Genomic DNA, 15,439 nt, shown 5'->3' on the forward strand with positions numbered 1-15,439 from the left:
AAAATCCCCCTGTGTTGCCACAGGGGGATTTTTTTTTATCAATAACGTTCCTGATGTCAGCGCCGCGGCGCGAAAGGGTAACGAACAGTGTGAAATCAGTTTGCAGAAGCAGGTTCTAATTTGATTTTTGTTTCTTTTTCTTCTGACAGTGCCTGCTGGCGGTTACGTTCCAGTTCCAGCGCACCGAAGTGAGACAGAATACAGAAGATGATACAGCAGACGATACCGCCTAACAGCAGATAGAAACCGCCGTGCCAGCCCATACGGTCAACAATGAAACCGAACAGGGTGGTGCCCAGGGTTGCACCCAGGATGTAGCTCATGAAACCGCGTAAACCTACCGCAGAACCGACCGCGAAGCTCGGGACGATTTCCATGGTCTGCACGGATGCCAGGAACTGAGGCACATAAATCAGGCAACCGACAACCGCAGCGAAGAAGGTGACGACGGCCAGGGACTGGCTCTGCCAGTAACCGATCAGGCAGAAGAAAATCAGGGTCATACAGACGATCGCCAGCGGCATTCTGCGGCCTTTGAACAGTTTGTCTGTCAGCCAGCCTGCCAGCAGGGTGGACGGAATCGCAGCCCATTCGAAGAACAGGAAGGCCACACTCATCTGATCTTTGCTGAAGTTTTTCTCGGTCAGCAGGTAAATCGGCAGCCAGCTGATGATCCCGAAACGAACCATGTACACGAACACGTCAACAAAAGAGACATACCAGGCGTTTTTGTTTTTCAGTACATAGGTGCAGAAAATCTGAAATGCAGACATATTTTCCGGAGACTGCTCTTTCTGCGCATCAGATAACACCACTTTTTCTTCCGGCATCATTTCTGCCAGTGCAGGTAAGCCTTCCTGTTCCGGAGAACCTTTACCCAGCAGCAGGACGATCACAGCGAAGACTACGGCGATAACTGCCGGAACCGCGTAGCTTGCCGCCTGCCAGTGCTCGGTACCGAGAACCGCGAAAGCCGCACCCACGATTGGCGCAACGATACCGCCGCCGACGTTGTGGGAGATATTCCAGAAAGCCCCGATACGGCCGCGTTCACGGCGCGGGAACCATTTGGCGATAGTAATAAAAGAAGGACCGACGCCCATGCCCTGGAACAGACCGTTGAGGGCAACGAAACCGACGAACAGCCAGAACGCGCTGCTGAAGCCCATACCGAGGTTAACAACGGCACAGAGGATCAGACCAAAGGCCATAAAGGCTTTCGGGCTGGCTTTATCCGCCAGGCTGCTCATAATTCCTTTACTGATCCCGTAAGTGATCAGCATGCAGCTGGTTAACATACCGATCTGCGTTGTGGTCAGATCGAGGTTTTCTTTCAGATACGGTGTGGAGAGCGTAAAGTTATTGCGGACAATATAATACGCTAAGTAACCGAGGAACACGCTGAGCAATGCCTGAACACGATAACGTTTGTAAGTGGCGGGCACTTTTCCGGGTGCTACTTTATTTTTTGCCATAGCCGGCTTTAAAAATGACAGCATAATTTCACCTGCAGAAATGTATTTTAAAATAGGATTACTGTGTGTATGGTCGTTTTTTTTCTGACAGGGTTATCATGTTCCGGCTGAATAAATATCTCAATATCATGATTTTGAGTCACTTTTGACTCAATATTAAATATAAAAGGCATAAACTGACACAAATAAGTTTATTTATATGTTTATTTTGTATTAGCATGAAATAAAAGAAAAAATTAATAAAACAAATGATAAGTGAAAATGAATTAACAGCTTTTATATTGAACTGTAAGGCTTTTATTCTTGTTTTGTTGTTATGGTGATTTATTGCTATTATTATTTCCTGCATTGTTATTATCTGTTTATGGCGATGATTTAAAATATCAGGCCGGTTACCGTTCCTGTTAGTTATTTTATTTAATATCTGCGGCGCAGATGCCGGTAAACAAACGGGTAATATTTGTCTCAAACGGACTTTTGCGACAAACTGAAAAAGATGTCATTTTTATGATGTGAATCACACCCCGCAAACGAATACAGAACCCAGCTTATGCCACAACGCCGAATCCGCCGCTTTGCGGCCAGTATGATAACCGCCGCCGTACTGATGTTCAGTCTGTCAGCCACGGCGAAACCGGATGAACTGGTGATCGCCACCACGTTTTCACCGGAAGCAACAGCCCATATTATCAGCAGCTGGCAGCAGCAGCCCGGTGCTGTCCGTATCCGTACCATTAACCGCACCAGTGCGGCACTGGAGCGTCTGCTGGATACCCCGGCACTGGAAGATGTGGATCTGGTGGTGACATCCTCGCCGATGTTATTACAACATCTGCAGGAACATGACCGGCTGGCGGAACTCACAGATCTGCCGGAGGTCTCCCGGCGTCTGGTACCGCTGCGGCTGCGCGATAATGCGGCAGCGGTGGCATTTTCCGGTTACGGCATTCTGGTGAATAAACGGCGGATGGCGGAAAATAATCTGCCGGTTCCGGCATCGTGGGATTCCCTGACCGACAGCCGCTATCAGGGGTTGCTGCTGATGAGCAGCCCGTCACGTTCGGATACCTATCATCTGATGGTCGAATCGCTGTTACAGCAGCGCGGCTGGGATGAGGGCTGGGCATTGCTGCTCAATGTTTCCGGGAATCTGGCGACTATCTCATCACGCAGTTTCGGTGTGGCGGACAAAATCAAAGCAGGGCTGGGCGGTGCCGCGCCGGTGATTGATAACTACGCCTGGCTGCTGCTGGGCGATCCGGAGCTGGCCTTTAATTATCTGCCGGATTCCGCGACATCCCCGACCTTCGTCGCGATAAGCCGTCACAGTCTGAATAAAGACAAGGCCCGCGCCTTTATCCGTTTTTTGCTCAGTGAACAGGGGCAGAACGTGCTGGCGGACAGCAGCACCGGTAAATATCCTGTCACACCGCTGCCGCAGGGAAATCCGCGTGAGCCGGTGCAGCGCCGCCTGCTGAATTCCCCGCATCAGATGGATGAGAATCTGGTGCTCAAACGCCAGCGTATGGTACAGCAGCTGTTTGATACCGCGATCACCTTCCGTCTGACGGAATCCATCGACGCCTGGCGTGCCCTGTATACCGCCGAAGCCCGCGTGAAACGCCCGCTGCCGCATATCCGTGCTCTGCTGACCGCCATGCCGGTCTCTGCACAGGAGAGTGCCGACCCGGCCTATTACTCACGTTTTGACGATAACCGCAAAGCGGAGGAAGAGTATATCCGCTGGCAGCAGTTCTTCCGCGAGCAACAGCGCAAAGCGATTGCGGAACTGGAGAAAGTCCGGTGAAACAGCGTATTGCCCGTTATATCGGCCGTTTCAGTATCAGCGCGATCCTGCGCGGCGCGTTTGTTATCGGCACGCTGATGACACTGATTGTCAGTTGTGTGAGCCTGTACGCCTGGCAGGCGCAGAACCGGCAGATCCGCTACGCGCTGGGGGATTATTTTCCGCGTATTCAGGCGTCGTTTCTGATCGAGGGACAACTGAATACGCTGGTGGATGAGCTGAATGAGTTCCTGAAAGCGCCGGATACTGCAGCACGTCTGCAGCTGCGTAATCAGATCACGCTTCATTTATCACAGATCGAAGCGATCAACCGGAAACTGAGCGGCGAGGATCAGGTACAGATCGCCGCGATTGTGCAGCAGGGACAGGCGCTTTTGCAGCGTCTCGATAATGCCCTGTATACCCTGTTTCTGGCGCGGGAGAATGTGAATACGCTGTCCGCGCGGATTGCCTGGCTGCATGACGATTTCAGTACCGAACTCAGTTCACTGTCACAGGATATCAGCTGGCAGCAGGGCTCTCTGCTGGATCAGACAGAGCAGGATCCGTCCCGGGCTATCGCCCTGCAGGGCAGTCTGCGCAAGGTACAGGGGGAGTTACAGCTGATTTATACCCTTGCACGGCTGGAAGGGCAGATTATGGACGATCTGACCGGGCGTCTGCGGGATGAACAGAATGAAAGTACGGAAAGCAGCGCGGATTCGCACAGTTATGTCCGCTATCTCTCTTATCTGAAGTCCGGAGCGGAATCAAACGAAACGGCGTCGGATATGTATCCGAGCACCGTGACACTGCGCCAGACTATTGATGAACTGCTGGATATCGGTCTGTCTGACAGCAAAATGCCCGGCGTGCTGAAAGATTACCGCGCGGCGAAAGCGGAACTGGCGGCCGCCACGGCAGAAAAAGATCGCATTCTGGAGCGGTTCCGCACTCAGCTCGATGTGCAGCTTGATAACAGCCACAGCCAGTTACAGTCTCTGAATCACCATCTGTCCGGCATTATGAGTTACAGCGGCATTATCATTATTATTACTGCGCTGCTGGCGTTATTACTGGCCGTGATCTTTAACCACTATTTTATCCGCACCCGGCTGGTCAGGCGTTTTACAGTGCTGAATCAGGCAGTTGCACGGATAGGACACGGTGATCTGACCGCGGAAATCCCGGTTGAGGGGCGCGATGAAATCGGCCGTGTGGCCATGCTGCTGCGCCAGACACTCGGCCAGATCAACCGGCAGAAAGCGCAGCTGGAACAGGAAATCACCGACAGAAAAGCCATTGAGGCCAATCTGCGGGCTACACAAAATGAGCTGATTCAGACGGCGAAACTGGCCGTGGTCGGGCAGACCATGACCACCCTGGCGCATGAAATCAATCAGCCGCTGAATGCATTATCCATGCACGTTTATATGGCGAAGCGGGCACTGGCGGCGGAAGGAAATACCAATGCCGTGAATGCCCTGAATAAATCCGCGCAGCTTATTACCCGGATGGACGGCATTATCCGCTCTCTGCGCCAGTTTGCCCGGCGGCGGGATGACGGCGCGACACTGCAGCCGATTGATTTGCATCAGAGCATTCAGGATGCGTGGGATATCCTCGCATTACAGAACAAAATGCGCGATGTCACCCTGCACCAGCCGGACTTTCTGCCGCAGGTGCAGGGGGATGCTATCGGCATACAGCAGGTGCTGGTCAATATGCTCTCCAATGCACTGGATGCCTCACCGGCAGCAGCTGAAATTGTGATTGATTTTACAGAGTCCGCCGATGAGATTTCTCTCTTTATCAGTGATAACGGCTGCGGCTGGCCGATGGCGCTGGCGGACTCACTGATGAAACCCTTCACCACCAGTAAAGAAATCGGCCTCGGGATCGGCCTGTCTGTCAGCAGCTCCATTATGCAGCAGCTGGGCGGCAGCCTGCGGATCGCATCCACGCTGACCCGCCACGGATGTGTGATCCTGTGTTTTAAAAAGGTAACTGAATATGCTTGATGATAACTACGATATCTTATTAATAGATGATGATACGGATGTCCTGGAAGCTTACTGTATGCTGCTGGAGCAGGCCGGATATCGTGTTTATGCCTGTCATGACCCGCTGGCGGCAAAAGAGCTGGTTCACCGCGACTGGTGCGGTATTGTGCTCAGTGATGTCTGTATGCCGGGGTGCTCAGGTATCGATCTGATGGCATTGTTCCTGGAAAAAGACAAATATCTGCCGGTGCTGCTGATCACCGGCCACGGTGATGTGCCGATGGCGGTGGAAGCCGTCAAACAGGGGGCGTGGGATTTTCTGCAGAAACCGGTGGATCCGGAGCATCTGCTGACCCTGACAGAAAAAGCTCTGGCAGCCCGCAAACAGCGGGTAACCCAGCGCCGCTGGAGCTCAGAGCAGCTGACACTGAATCTTGCTGGTGAGAGTGAATGGACAGAGCACGTCCGCCAGCAGTTGCGCGGACTGGCGGAAACCCGTGCTGCGGTCTTTCTGCATGGTGAGCCGGGGAGCGGCCGCACCTATCTGGCGCGCTACCTGCATCAGATAAGCAGCAATAAATGCGGGCCGCTGGTCATCAAAACCCTGCTCAGTGATGAGGAGATCCCGCTGGATGCCTGGCTGGATGAAGTGACGGACGGCACACTGGTGATCAAAAATATCGATCTGATGCCGCTCAGCCAGCAGCGCTGGCTGGTACAGCATATCCGTCAGGAGCAGCGGATATTCCGTCTGATCGGGATTGCCGACACGCCGCTGATTATGCTGACCAAACAGCAGAAGATTATCGCTGAGCTCTATTACTGTTTCTCCATGACACAGATTGCCTGCCTGCCGTTGTCCCAGCGCAAAGCCGATATTGCACCGATATTCCGTTACTATCTGGAACAGGCCTGTTCCCGTCTGAATCATCCGCTGCCGAACCTTGCGGAGCCGCTGGTGAAAAAACTGACCCGCCGGCACTGGCCGGGCAATGTCAGTGAACTGGCGAATGCGGCGGAGCTGTATGCGGTCGGGATTATGCCGATGGGCGATACCGCGAACCCGCTGCTGCCGTCCGTGGCACCGACTGCGCTGGACCAGCGGGTGGAGAGCTATGAGCGGCAGATTATCACCGAAGCCCTGAATATCCACCAGGGGCGAATTAACGATGTCTCAGAGTATCTGCAAATCCCGCGTAAAAAACTCTATCTGCGGATGAAAAAGTACGGGCTGGACAAGCATCACTACCGTATATGACATAAATTAATCTGATGGTTTTTACCCGTAAGCCGGTTTGTATAAAATAAACCGGCTTTTTTATTTGTTTTCATCCGGGTTTAATTTAAAATTTTTGAATGATTTATTCGTATTATTTTAACGATGACGTTAATAATCAAATATAACGACTATCACCAATGTTAATATCAAAATTAGCGATTCGTGCGCTTTACCTTATTGCTGTTTAACAATAAATGCTTTGGTTTTGAAACTATTTGTCACATTATCCATGCAATAAGTGCTTTTTTTGACATATCTTGCTATTTAGCGTCAATCGGGGCTGAGATCGTGTTGTAATATGAACTTTCAGGGGGAATAATCTACAAGGCTCTGTGTAAATAGGGTCAGAGAGTAGTGGTTAATATAATAGGAATATAAAATGAAAAAGACATTATTAGCTGTATTAGTCCCGCTCGTTGCATTAAGCGGCGCTGCAAACGCGGCAGAGATTTATAACAAAGACGGTAATAAACTGGATCTGTACGGTAAAGTCGATGTTCGTCATTTATTCAGCGACAATGACCACTATGGTGACAGCCAGAACGGTGATGACTCCCGTTTCCGTATCGGTATCAAAGGTGAAACCCAGATCACTGATCAATTAACCGGCTTTGGTCGTTTCGAAAACGAAATCAAAACCAACGGTACTGAAGGCGACAACAAAAACAAAGTTCGTTTAGCCTACGCTGGTCTGAAATTTGCTGAGTTCGGTTCACTGGACTACGGCCGTAACTACGGTGTTATCTATGACACCAACGCATGGACCGATGTGCTGCCAATCTTCGGTAACGACACCATGACTCAGACCGACGTCTACATGACCGGTCGTGCTGCAAACCTGCTGACTTACCGTAACTCTGATTTCTTCGGTTACGTTGACGGCCTGAGCTTCGCATTACAGTATCAGGGCGCGAACGACGATAACTCTATCTCAAGCCGTGGTACCAGCGATTTCCGTGACCCGACCAGCTATGATAACACTGCTAACGGCGACGGTTTCGGTTTCTCCACCGCGTATGACATCGGCTGGGGTGTGAGTGTTGGTGGTGCGTACTCAAGCTCCGCACGTCCAGACGGTCAGAAATACAACCAGGCAAGCGGCGCTCTGGGTGACCGTGCAGAAGCATGGAACTTCGGTGCTAAATACGACGCTAACAACCTGTACCTGGCAGCAGTTTACGGCGAAACCCGTAACATGACTCACTACGGTACTAACGACGACAACCGTGGCTTAACTGCTAACAAAACTCAGAACATCGAGTTAGTGGCTCAGTATCAGTTCGATTTCGGTCTGCGTCCGTCCATCGCTTACCTGCAGTCTAAAGGTAAGAGCCTGAGCGGCGGTTACGGCGACGACCAGGACCTGGTTAAATATGTTGATTTAGGTGCGTACTACTACTTCAACAAAAACATGTCTGCTCTGATCGACTACAAAATTAACCTGTTAGACGAAAACGACTTCACCCGTGGTTCCGGTATCAATACCGACAACGTACTGGGCTTAGGTTTAGTTTACCAGTTCTGATTTAATTCAGAGAACGTATAATGAAAAAGGAGGCGAAAGCCTCCTTTTTTTATATCTGAAAATCAGTGAAATAATCACTTTTGAAAACTTTTTAATCGTGTGAGTTATTATTCCACTTTTTTTCAGGCAGTAAAAAAGGAGGCGGTTGCCTCCTTTTTTGGCTTATTGCTTGTAATTTGAATCGACACAGACAAATCACCAATAAGAATTTGTTCGAACGTTGTAATAATAGTTCATTTCAGAATAAAACATTTAACTATTGATGTGATTTTAGGGTTTCATTTATTAATTTTTTGCTTATGATTAATTGATACATAATGTAAGTAAATATGAATAATATTTTTGATGATTTGCTCTGTAATGTCAGGCTGGTTACCGATCAGATTACTTTATGTATTGTGCCGGTGAACCGGCACATCAGAAGGGTTATGCAACCCGGACATCCCCGATCCGGCGCAGGGCATCCGTGACCAGATCCCAGAAGCGGGAGTGATCCAGTTTTACCGCCACCTGTGTCGGACAATCCGCCGGAGCCGGCGAACGGAAATCCGCAACGGTCATACCGAGAGTCAGTGTGCCGGTCAGCTCCACGTCCAGCGGTACTTTGCGGGTGGTCATCACGGACGGATCGATCACATACGCGACCGCGCAGGGGTCATGTACCGGCGGGTAATCAAATCCCTGGGCGCTTTTGTACATGGTGCCGAAAAATTCCAGCAGTTCGAGCACAAACTGTGCCGGTGCTGTGCCGACTGCCGCAATTTTGCTGACAACCTCCGGGGTTGCCAGCGCCTGGTGTGTCAGATCCAGCCCCACCATGGTGAGCGGCCAGCCCGCATTAAACACAATATGTGCCGCTTCGGGATCAATTTTGATATTGAATTCCGCAACCGCACTCCAGTTGCCGGTGTGATAGCCGCCGCCCATCAGCACCACCTCTTTGACCCGGTCAATAATACGCGGCTCCAGCCGGGCGGCCAGCGCGATATTGGTCAGTCCGGCTGTCGGTACCAGGGTAATGGTTTTCGGCGGATGTGCCATGATGGTATCAATGATCAGCTGCACTGCATGGCGCGAATCTAATGTCAGCACCGGCTCCGGCAATACCGGTCCGTCGAGGCCGGAATCGCCGTGAATATCCGGCGCGGTTTCAATCTCGCGGATCAGCGGGCGCGGGCAGCCCGCCGCAAAAGGAATACCGGTAATACCGGCAATACGGGCAATCGCCAGCGCATTGCGTGTCACTTTCTCCAGTGTCTGGTTACCGACCACTGTGGTGACCGCCAGCAGATCAATCTGCGGATTACCGTAAGCAAGTAATAGTGCGATGGCATCATCATGGCCGGGATCGCAGTCAAGAATGATTTTTTTCTTCACATATTCCTCTTTATCTGTCCGTTTACATTCACCGCTATGTTACATACTCTGCGCCCGGAAAAATAATAAGCCGCCCGAAAATCTGAGCGGTGCCCGGGTAATCACAGGAATAACACAATAACGGCGGAGAATAATGCCTGTTTACGGGAACAGAGAAAGTTCAGAGACAGGTGGCCGGATTATCCGCGGAGAGGATCCCAGATTTGCTGAAAACGTTTGGAATTACTGGCGGTATAAATAACGGTATGGGAAATATTCCGGTGTCCCAGATAATCCTGAATCAGACGGGTATCACGGCCGAGATCCGCAAGGGAATAGCCGCAGGCATGGCGCAGCATATGCGGATGTGGTGCCACGGATATATTGGCAGCCCTGCCGTACTGTTTTAATAAGGTATGAACCTGCTGACGGGAAATAGCCCCGCTTTTCTGCGATAAAAATACCCATTCCAAATCCCGGTTACGCCAGGTATTTCTTATATTCAGCCACGACACCAGCGCATTATATTCAATATCAATAAGCGGTTGTGTGGTGGAAAGCCCGCCTTTCAGACGCCGGACATAAATAAGGCGGCTGTCCAGATCAATATCAGAAAGTGACAGATGACATAATTCACTGACGCGGAAACCGTGCAGATAGCACATTAAAATCATGCAGTAATTCCGTTCGGCATACCGGCTTTTCCGGGCTTCTTTCAGGATGGCGTCAACTTCATAACGGGTCAGAAACTTACGTTTGTCCATGATTTATTCCTGTTTATTGTCCGATAAGTTCATAAAAACCAGAGATATCACTATAGCAAGTAATAAAAATGAATAAAGACAACGGACAGGAAAGAAAGTACTACAAAGTGTTTACGTATTGACAATATATTCATAAAAACCAATCAGCAATTGGCTTTTTTTAATCTGAGACAGATCAATTTAAGGCCATTGTACAGAGGTAAATATTCTTAATTTTAAAAAAGACAAAATACATCAAATTGTTTGTAATTATCACTAAAGGTTTTCCCTTAGTCAAATATTGATGTGTCAGCCAAATTAGCAACACATAACTCATTAATTTTTAAAAGGTTAATATTTTCTTCTGCCGGGCAGAGGCTGCCTGCTTCACCGCTGTCATTATTTTTGACAGTGCTTAAAAACAGAGAGGGGTAGAAACGCGATATTAACCTGTTTTGCGTGATAAAAAAGAACAGCTTTCTTAATTTTTATTCGATAACAGCCATTCATTCTTAACGGGACATTTTGATGTATTTTGTCCCGTTTTTTCATATATCCGGATAACGGAACAGACATATTCATCAAATAACGATAACGCCGCGCGGTTTCATATTTCCGCGTGTGACCGCGTTATTTTTAATATCAAAAAAGCAGAACGTAATATAGGAAATAACATGACTTTGAATAAATTAGCATTAGTGCTGGGCTTTGGTATGTCTGTGGTTGCAGGTGCGGCATCTGCTGCTGATCAGGGACACGGTACTGTTAAATTCACCGGTTCAATTATTGACGCGCCTTGCTCTATTACGCCTGATACCGAAAACCAGACTGTTCCGTTAGGCCAGATCTCCACTGCCGCACTGAAAGACGGCGGCCGCAGTAATTCCCGTGATTTTAAAATCGCATTAGAGAATTGCACCACAGAAACCTACAAAACGGTACAGACCACTTTCACCGGTTCTGAGGCGGCTGATATTCTGGCCGGTTCCCTGGGTATTGAGGGGATTGCCAAAAACGCGGCGGTTGTTATTACTGATGCGGGCGGCAAACAGATCAAATTAGGCACACCAAGCGCGGCGCAGGCTCTGCGTGACGGTAATAACGACCTGAACTTCGCAGCGTATTTACAGGGTTCTGCTGCTGAAGCCGCTGTTCCGGGTGACTTCACCGCTATCGCAACATTCGCACTGACTTATCAGTAATTAATGCCGGTACGGCTCAGGGATGAACCGTGCCGCTTTTCAGTTGCGTGCGTTCAGCGGAGGCAGGAAATGGTGAGCAGAATCATCCCTCAGGGAGTGCTGATAACAATAGTGTGTTTTTCCTCTTATACAGCGGCAGGTGAAACGAAACAGGATGCAAAAACCAGTCTGCGTTTCGGTGCGGTACAGATGCAGGGCACGATCCTCGAGCCGGTCTGCACTATTTCCACCGCCAGCCGTGAGCAGGCCGTGGCGCTGACCGATGTTTCTGTTCCGCAGTTGCGTGATGAAGGGCAGGGACCCGCAGACTACTTCTGGATCAGGCTGGCGGAATGCACCGTGCAGCCGGTGAAAGGCGGTGCGGCGGATAATCTCCGTTTCCGGGTCACGTTTGAGGGGGCTGAACAGGACGGACGTTTTCAGCTGACCGGCTCCGGCAAAGGGGCTTCCTTATCGATTTCAGACCGCAACGGGAATGAGGCGGTTCCCGGCAAACCCTTACCGCCCGCAGATATTGATCTCAATAATATGGCGCTGCGATATCAGGCGCGTCTCGTGAAAAACAGTGATGAACTTCAGTCCGGTTATTACCGGGCAACAGTGGGTTTCAAGCTGGAATATTATTAAACCGAGCTGACTGGATCCATTATGGTAATTCCGCTGAGTACCGTCTCCCGCCGGAGACTGACAGTGCTGATTTCATTAATTCTGACCGGTATCCCGCAGGCAGCTTATCCGGATAATCAGGATGTTGAATTTAATACTGATATTCTTGATGTAAACGATAAACAGAATATTGATCTGTCCGATTTTTCCCGTGCCGGCTATATCATGCCCGGCACCTACGACTTTTTTATCCGGGTAAATAACAGTGAGTTACCTGACAGTTATCCGGTCTCTTATATTGTGCCGCCGGATGATCCGAAAGGCAGTGCCGCCTGTTTATCCCCGGAGCTGATAGCGCAGGCCGGACTGAAACCGGAATGGGCAGAGCGCCTGCGCTGGTGGAATAACGGCAAATGTCTGGATACGGCGTCACTGCCGGGTATGTCGGTGTCACCGAAACTGGCGGACAGCGAGCTTATCCTGACACTGCCGCAGGCTTATCTGGAATACACCGCCGCTAACTGGGATCCGCCTTCCCGCTGGGATGAGGGAATTTCCGGCGTGCTGTTTGATTACAACGTGAATGCCGGTATTAATGACCCGGCACACGGCAAACAGACACAGCAGGTCACCGGGAACGGGACCGCCGGGGCAAACCTCGGGGTCTGGCGTGTCCGTGCCGACTGGCAGGCGAATCTCCGTCACACCACCGGTTCCGGGGATCGCTCCGAACATAACTGGACATGGAGTCAGACCTATCTCTACCGGGCGATTGCCTCATTACAGGCAAAACTGACGATGGGGGAAACCTTCTCGCGCTCGGATATTTTCGACAACTTCCGCTATATCGGGGTCAATCTGGCCACTGATGACAATATGCTGCCGCCGAATCTGCGCGGCTATGCACCGGAAGTGACCGGCGTGGCGAAAACCAATGCCAAAATTACCGTCAGCCAGCAGGGGCGGGTGATTTATGAAACTCTGGTCGCGCCGGGGCCGTTCCGTATTCAGGATATTAATGATGCGGTCAGCGGCAAACTGGATGTCCGGGTGGAGGAGCAGGATGGCTCTGTACAGTCATTTCAGATGGATACCGCCAGCATTCCTTACCTGACCCGTCCGGGCCGGGTGCAGTACAAACTCGCCGCCGGGCAGCCGTCCGAAATCGGCCGTCACGGGAAAGGCCCTGTCTTTGGTATGGGGGAATTCTCATGGGGGATCAGTAACGGCTGGTCATTATACGGCGGCTCCCTCGTTGCCGGGGACTATAACGCCGTTTCTCTTGGTGTTGGTCGTGATTTGATGGCCTTCGGGGCCATCTCTTTTGATGCCACCCAGTCTTTTGCCCGTCTGCCGCAGGAAGACAAACAGTATCGCGGCGGCTCATACCGCCTGAGTTATTCCAAACGGTTTGAGGAGCTGGACAGCCAGGTCACGTTCGCCGGATACCGTTTCTCCGAGCGCGACTTTATGAGCATGAATCAGTATCTGGATCGCCGCTACAGCGATAACCGCGCGGATAACAATAAAGAGCTGTACACCATCATGTTCAGCAAGCAGTTCCCGGATATCGGGCTGAGCACCTATCTGAACTACAGCCACCAGACTTACTGGAACCGGCCGGATAACGACAACTATAACCTGTCGCTGGCGAAGTATATGGATATCGGCAGTTATAAGAACATCAATATCAGCTTATCCGCTTACCGCAATAAATATCAGGATAAGAATGATGACGGGGTATATCTCAATATCAGCATGCCGCTGGGGGATCGCGCCACGGTCAGCTACAACAGCATGATCAACCGTCATGGTAATTCTCATAACGTCAGTTATTACGACCGTCCGGATGATAACAACAGTTACCGCCTCGGTACTGGTCTGAGCAGCAACGGCAAAGCCTCCGTTGACGGCTATTACATGCACTATGCTGACAGCGCGCTGGTCACCGCCAGTGCCGGACATATTGACGGGGAATATACCTCCGCATCGCTCTCGCTTCAGGGCGGGGTGACAATGACACCGCAGGGCGGGGCATTCCACCGCATCAATATGCCGGGCAGCGCCCGTCTGCTGGTGGATACCGGCGGTGTGGCGGATGTGCCGGTCAGAAGTACCGGGGCACTCAGCTATACCAACCGCTTCGGGAAAGCCGTTCTGCCGGATATGAATAATTACTTCCGCAACAGTGCCGCCATCGATATCAACAAACTGCCGGAAAATGCGGAAGCACGTCGTTCTGTTCAGCAACTGACGCTGACAGAAGGCGCCATCGGCTACCGTCAGTTTGATGTGCTGTCAGGACAAAAAGCCATGGCCGCTATCCGTCTGGCAGATGGCAGCGAGCCGCCGTTCGGCGCGGTGGTGACTTCGGCGGATAACCGCGAACTGGGGATCGTCAATGACGGCGGGCAGGTGTATCTCAGTGGCATTAACAGCGGGGATATTCTGACGCTGCGGCGCGGCAGTGAGGCTGCGTGCCGGATGACGGTGCCGGAGCTTGCGCCGGGACACGCGCTGTACACCCTGTTGCTGACCTGCGGCGCAGAGCCGCAATCCGTTCCGGAAAAACCGCAGCCGGTTGCGCTGCCGTCTTCCCCGCCGCCGGCTGACCGCCCGCAGCAGGGGAAATGGCTGAATATCACAGGCCGGGCAGACCCGGCACCTTCCACACGTAACGAAATGAGTGATTCATTATGATGTCAGTTAAACAAACCCGTCTCTCTGTTCTGGCCGTTGCCGCTGTATTGCTGGCCTCAGCACAGTCGCACGCGGCTATCGCGCTGGACAGAACCCGTGTCATTTTCAACGGGGCAGAGAAATCTGTCAGCCTGAATGTCAGCAATCTGAATAAAGAGCTGCCGTACCTGGCGCAGGGATGGATTGAGGATCAGAACGGAGAAAAAATTTCGTCACCGCTGGTGGTTTTGCCGCCGGTGCAGCGTATTGAGCCGGGTGATAAAAGTCAGGTAAAAATTCAGGCATTACCGGCGATCGCCGCACTGCCGCAGGACAGGGAAAGTGTCTTCTATTTCAATCTGCGGGAAATTCCGCCGCGCAGCAACCGGCAGAATGTCCTGCAAATCGCCCTGCAGACCCGCATCAAACTGTTTTACCGCCCGGAAGCTATCTATGCCTCACAAACGGATCTGACTAATCCGTGGCAGGAAAAAATCACCCTGACGCGCCGTGGTGATCACTATGAAGTCCATAACCCGACTGCGTATTACGTGACGATTGTGGATGCGCTCAGCGGGCTGGGCGGCAAAAGCCTGAACGGGTTCTCCCCGCTGATGGTGGCACCGAAAAGTCAGGGCACACTCGGCCTGAGTGCAGCCGCTCTCGGCAGTGCGCCGGTGCTGAGTTATATCAACGACTACGGCGGCCGCCCGCAGTTGCAGTTCAGTTGCAGCGGCGCAGAGTGCCGTGTGACAAAAACGGCTGCCGGTAACTGAACAGACAGG

Annotated in this window: 11 protein-coding genes; 8 read left to right on the forward strand and 3 right to left on the reverse strand. The window is 51.4% G+C overall.

Going from position 1 to position 15,439, the window contains the following annotated elements; all coding sequences use genetic code 11:
* Window positions 1-95: 95 nt before the first annotated feature.
* The gene (locus tag X965_RS11355) at window positions 96-1,499 is read right to left on the reverse strand and encodes an MFS transporter (RefSeq protein ID WP_015423009.1); all 1,404 of its coding nucleotides are present in this window, start codon (window positions 1,497-1,499) and stop codon (window positions 96-98) included.
* A 562-nt stretch (window positions 1,500-2,061) separates the two neighbouring features.
* Here X965_RS11355 and X965_RS11360 point away from each other — a divergent pair.
* From X965_RS11360 to X965_RS11375, 4 genes are all read left to right on the forward strand, one after another.
* Window positions 2,062-3,282, forward strand: a complete 1,221-nt coding sequence (locus X965_RS11360) for an ABC transporter substrate-binding protein (RefSeq protein WP_170927056.1) — start codon at window positions 2,062-2,064, stop codon at window positions 3,280-3,282.
* A 77-nt stretch (window positions 3,283-3,359) separates the two neighbouring features.
* Complete coding sequence (locus X965_RS11365; protein ID WP_247711757.1) at window positions 3,360-5,282, forward strand: ATP-binding protein; 1,923 nt, start codon at window positions 3,360-3,362, stop codon at window positions 5,280-5,282.
* A complete protein-coding gene (locus X965_RS11370) occupies window positions 5,275-6,522 on the forward strand; it encodes a sigma-54 dependent transcriptional regulator (RefSeq protein WP_004234891.1) in 1,248 nt (415 codons plus the stop codon). The genes X965_RS11365 and X965_RS11370 overlap by 8 nt, the downstream gene beginning before the upstream one ends.
* 400 nt (window positions 6,523-6,922) lie before the next feature.
* Complete coding sequence (locus tag X965_RS11375; RefSeq protein ID WP_004241268.1) at window positions 6,923-8,068, forward strand: porin; 1,146 nt, start codon at window positions 6,923-6,925, stop codon at window positions 8,066-8,068.
* 426 nt (window positions 8,069-8,494) lie between these two features.
* On the opposite strand, the gene X965_RS11380 is transcribed toward X965_RS11375, so the two are convergent.
* Complete coding sequence (locus tag X965_RS11380; protein ID WP_036418132.1) at window positions 8,495-9,445, reverse strand: nucleoside hydrolase; 951 nt, start codon at window positions 9,443-9,445, stop codon at window positions 8,495-8,497.
* A 179-nt stretch (window positions 9,446-9,624) separates the two neighbouring features.
* The gene (locus X965_RS11385) at window positions 9,625-10,188 is read right to left on the reverse strand and encodes a tyrosine-type DNA invertase (RefSeq protein ID WP_004234895.1); all 564 of its coding nucleotides are present in this window, start codon (window positions 10,186-10,188) and stop codon (window positions 9,625-9,627) included.
* Between the two features lie 653 nt (window positions 10,189-10,841).
* On the opposite strand from X965_RS11385, the gene X965_RS11390 reads away from it, so the two are divergent.
* The 4 genes from X965_RS11390 to X965_RS11405 all read left to right on the forward strand — a co-directional run bounded on the left by X965_RS11390 (window position 10,842) and on the right by X965_RS11405 (window position 15,430).
* Window positions 10,842-11,369, forward strand: coding sequence for a fimbrial protein (locus tag X965_RS11390; protein WP_004234897.1), 528 nt, complete (start codon window positions 10,842-10,844; stop codon window positions 11,367-11,369).
* A gap of 69 nt (window positions 11,370-11,438) precedes the next feature.
* Complete coding sequence (locus X965_RS11395) at window positions 11,439-11,996, forward strand: fimbrial protein (protein ID WP_015423006.1); 558 nt, start codon at window positions 11,439-11,441, stop codon at window positions 11,994-11,996.
* Between the two features lie 21 nt (window positions 11,997-12,017).
* A complete protein-coding gene (locus X965_RS11400) occupies window positions 12,018-14,675 on the forward strand; it encodes an outer membrane usher protein (RefSeq protein WP_004234900.1) in 2,658 nt (885 codons plus the stop codon).
* A complete protein-coding gene (locus X965_RS11405; protein ID WP_004234901.1) occupies window positions 14,672-15,430 on the forward strand; it encodes a fimbria/pilus periplasmic chaperone in 759 nt (252 codons plus the stop codon). Before X965_RS11400 ends, X965_RS11405 begins: the two co-directional genes overlap by 4 nt.
* The last annotated feature ends 9 nt before the right edge of the window (window positions 15,431-15,439 follow it).

The sequence above is a fragment of the Morganella sp. EGD-HP17 genome, assembly GCF_000512315.2.
GTDB lineage: Bacteria > Pseudomonadota > Gammaproteobacteria > Enterobacterales > Enterobacteriaceae > Morganella > Morganella morganii.

Coding starts and splice junctions, on each gene's coding strand:
- X965_RS11365 (WP_247711757.1), top strand. CDS start 3,360: ATGACACTGATTGTCAGTTGTGTGAGCCTGTACGCCTGGCAGGCGCAG.
- X965_RS11405 (WP_004234901.1), top strand. CDS start 14,672: ATGATGTCAGTTAAACAAACCCGTCTCTCTGTTCTGGCCGTTGCCGCT.
- X965_RS11385 (WP_004234895.1), bottom strand. CDS start 10,188: ATGGACAAACGTAAGTTTCTGACCCGTTATGAAGTTGACGCCATCCTG.
- X965_RS11395 (WP_015423006.1), top strand. CDS start 11,439: ATGGTGAGCAGAATCATCCCTCAGGGAGTGCTGATAACAATAGTGTGT.
- X965_RS11360 (WP_170927056.1), top strand. CDS start 2,062: ATGATAACCGCCGCCGTACTGATGTTCAGTCTGTCAGCCACGGCGAAA.
- X965_RS11370 (WP_004234891.1), top strand. CDS start 5,275: ATGCTTGATGATAACTACGATATCTTATTAATAGATGATGATACGGAT.
- X965_RS11400 (WP_004234900.1), top strand. CDS start 12,018: ATGGTAATTCCGCTGAGTACCGTCTCCCGCCGGAGACTGACAGTGCTG.
- X965_RS11355 (WP_015423009.1), bottom strand. CDS start 1,499: ATGCTGTCATTTTTAAAGCCGGCTATGGCAAAAAATAAAGTAGCACCC.
- X965_RS11390 (WP_004234897.1), top strand. CDS start 10,842: ATGACTTTGAATAAATTAGCATTAGTGCTGGGCTTTGGTATGTCTGTG.
- X965_RS11375 (WP_004241268.1), top strand. CDS start 6,923: ATGAAAAAGACATTATTAGCTGTATTAGTCCCGCTCGTTGCATTAAGC.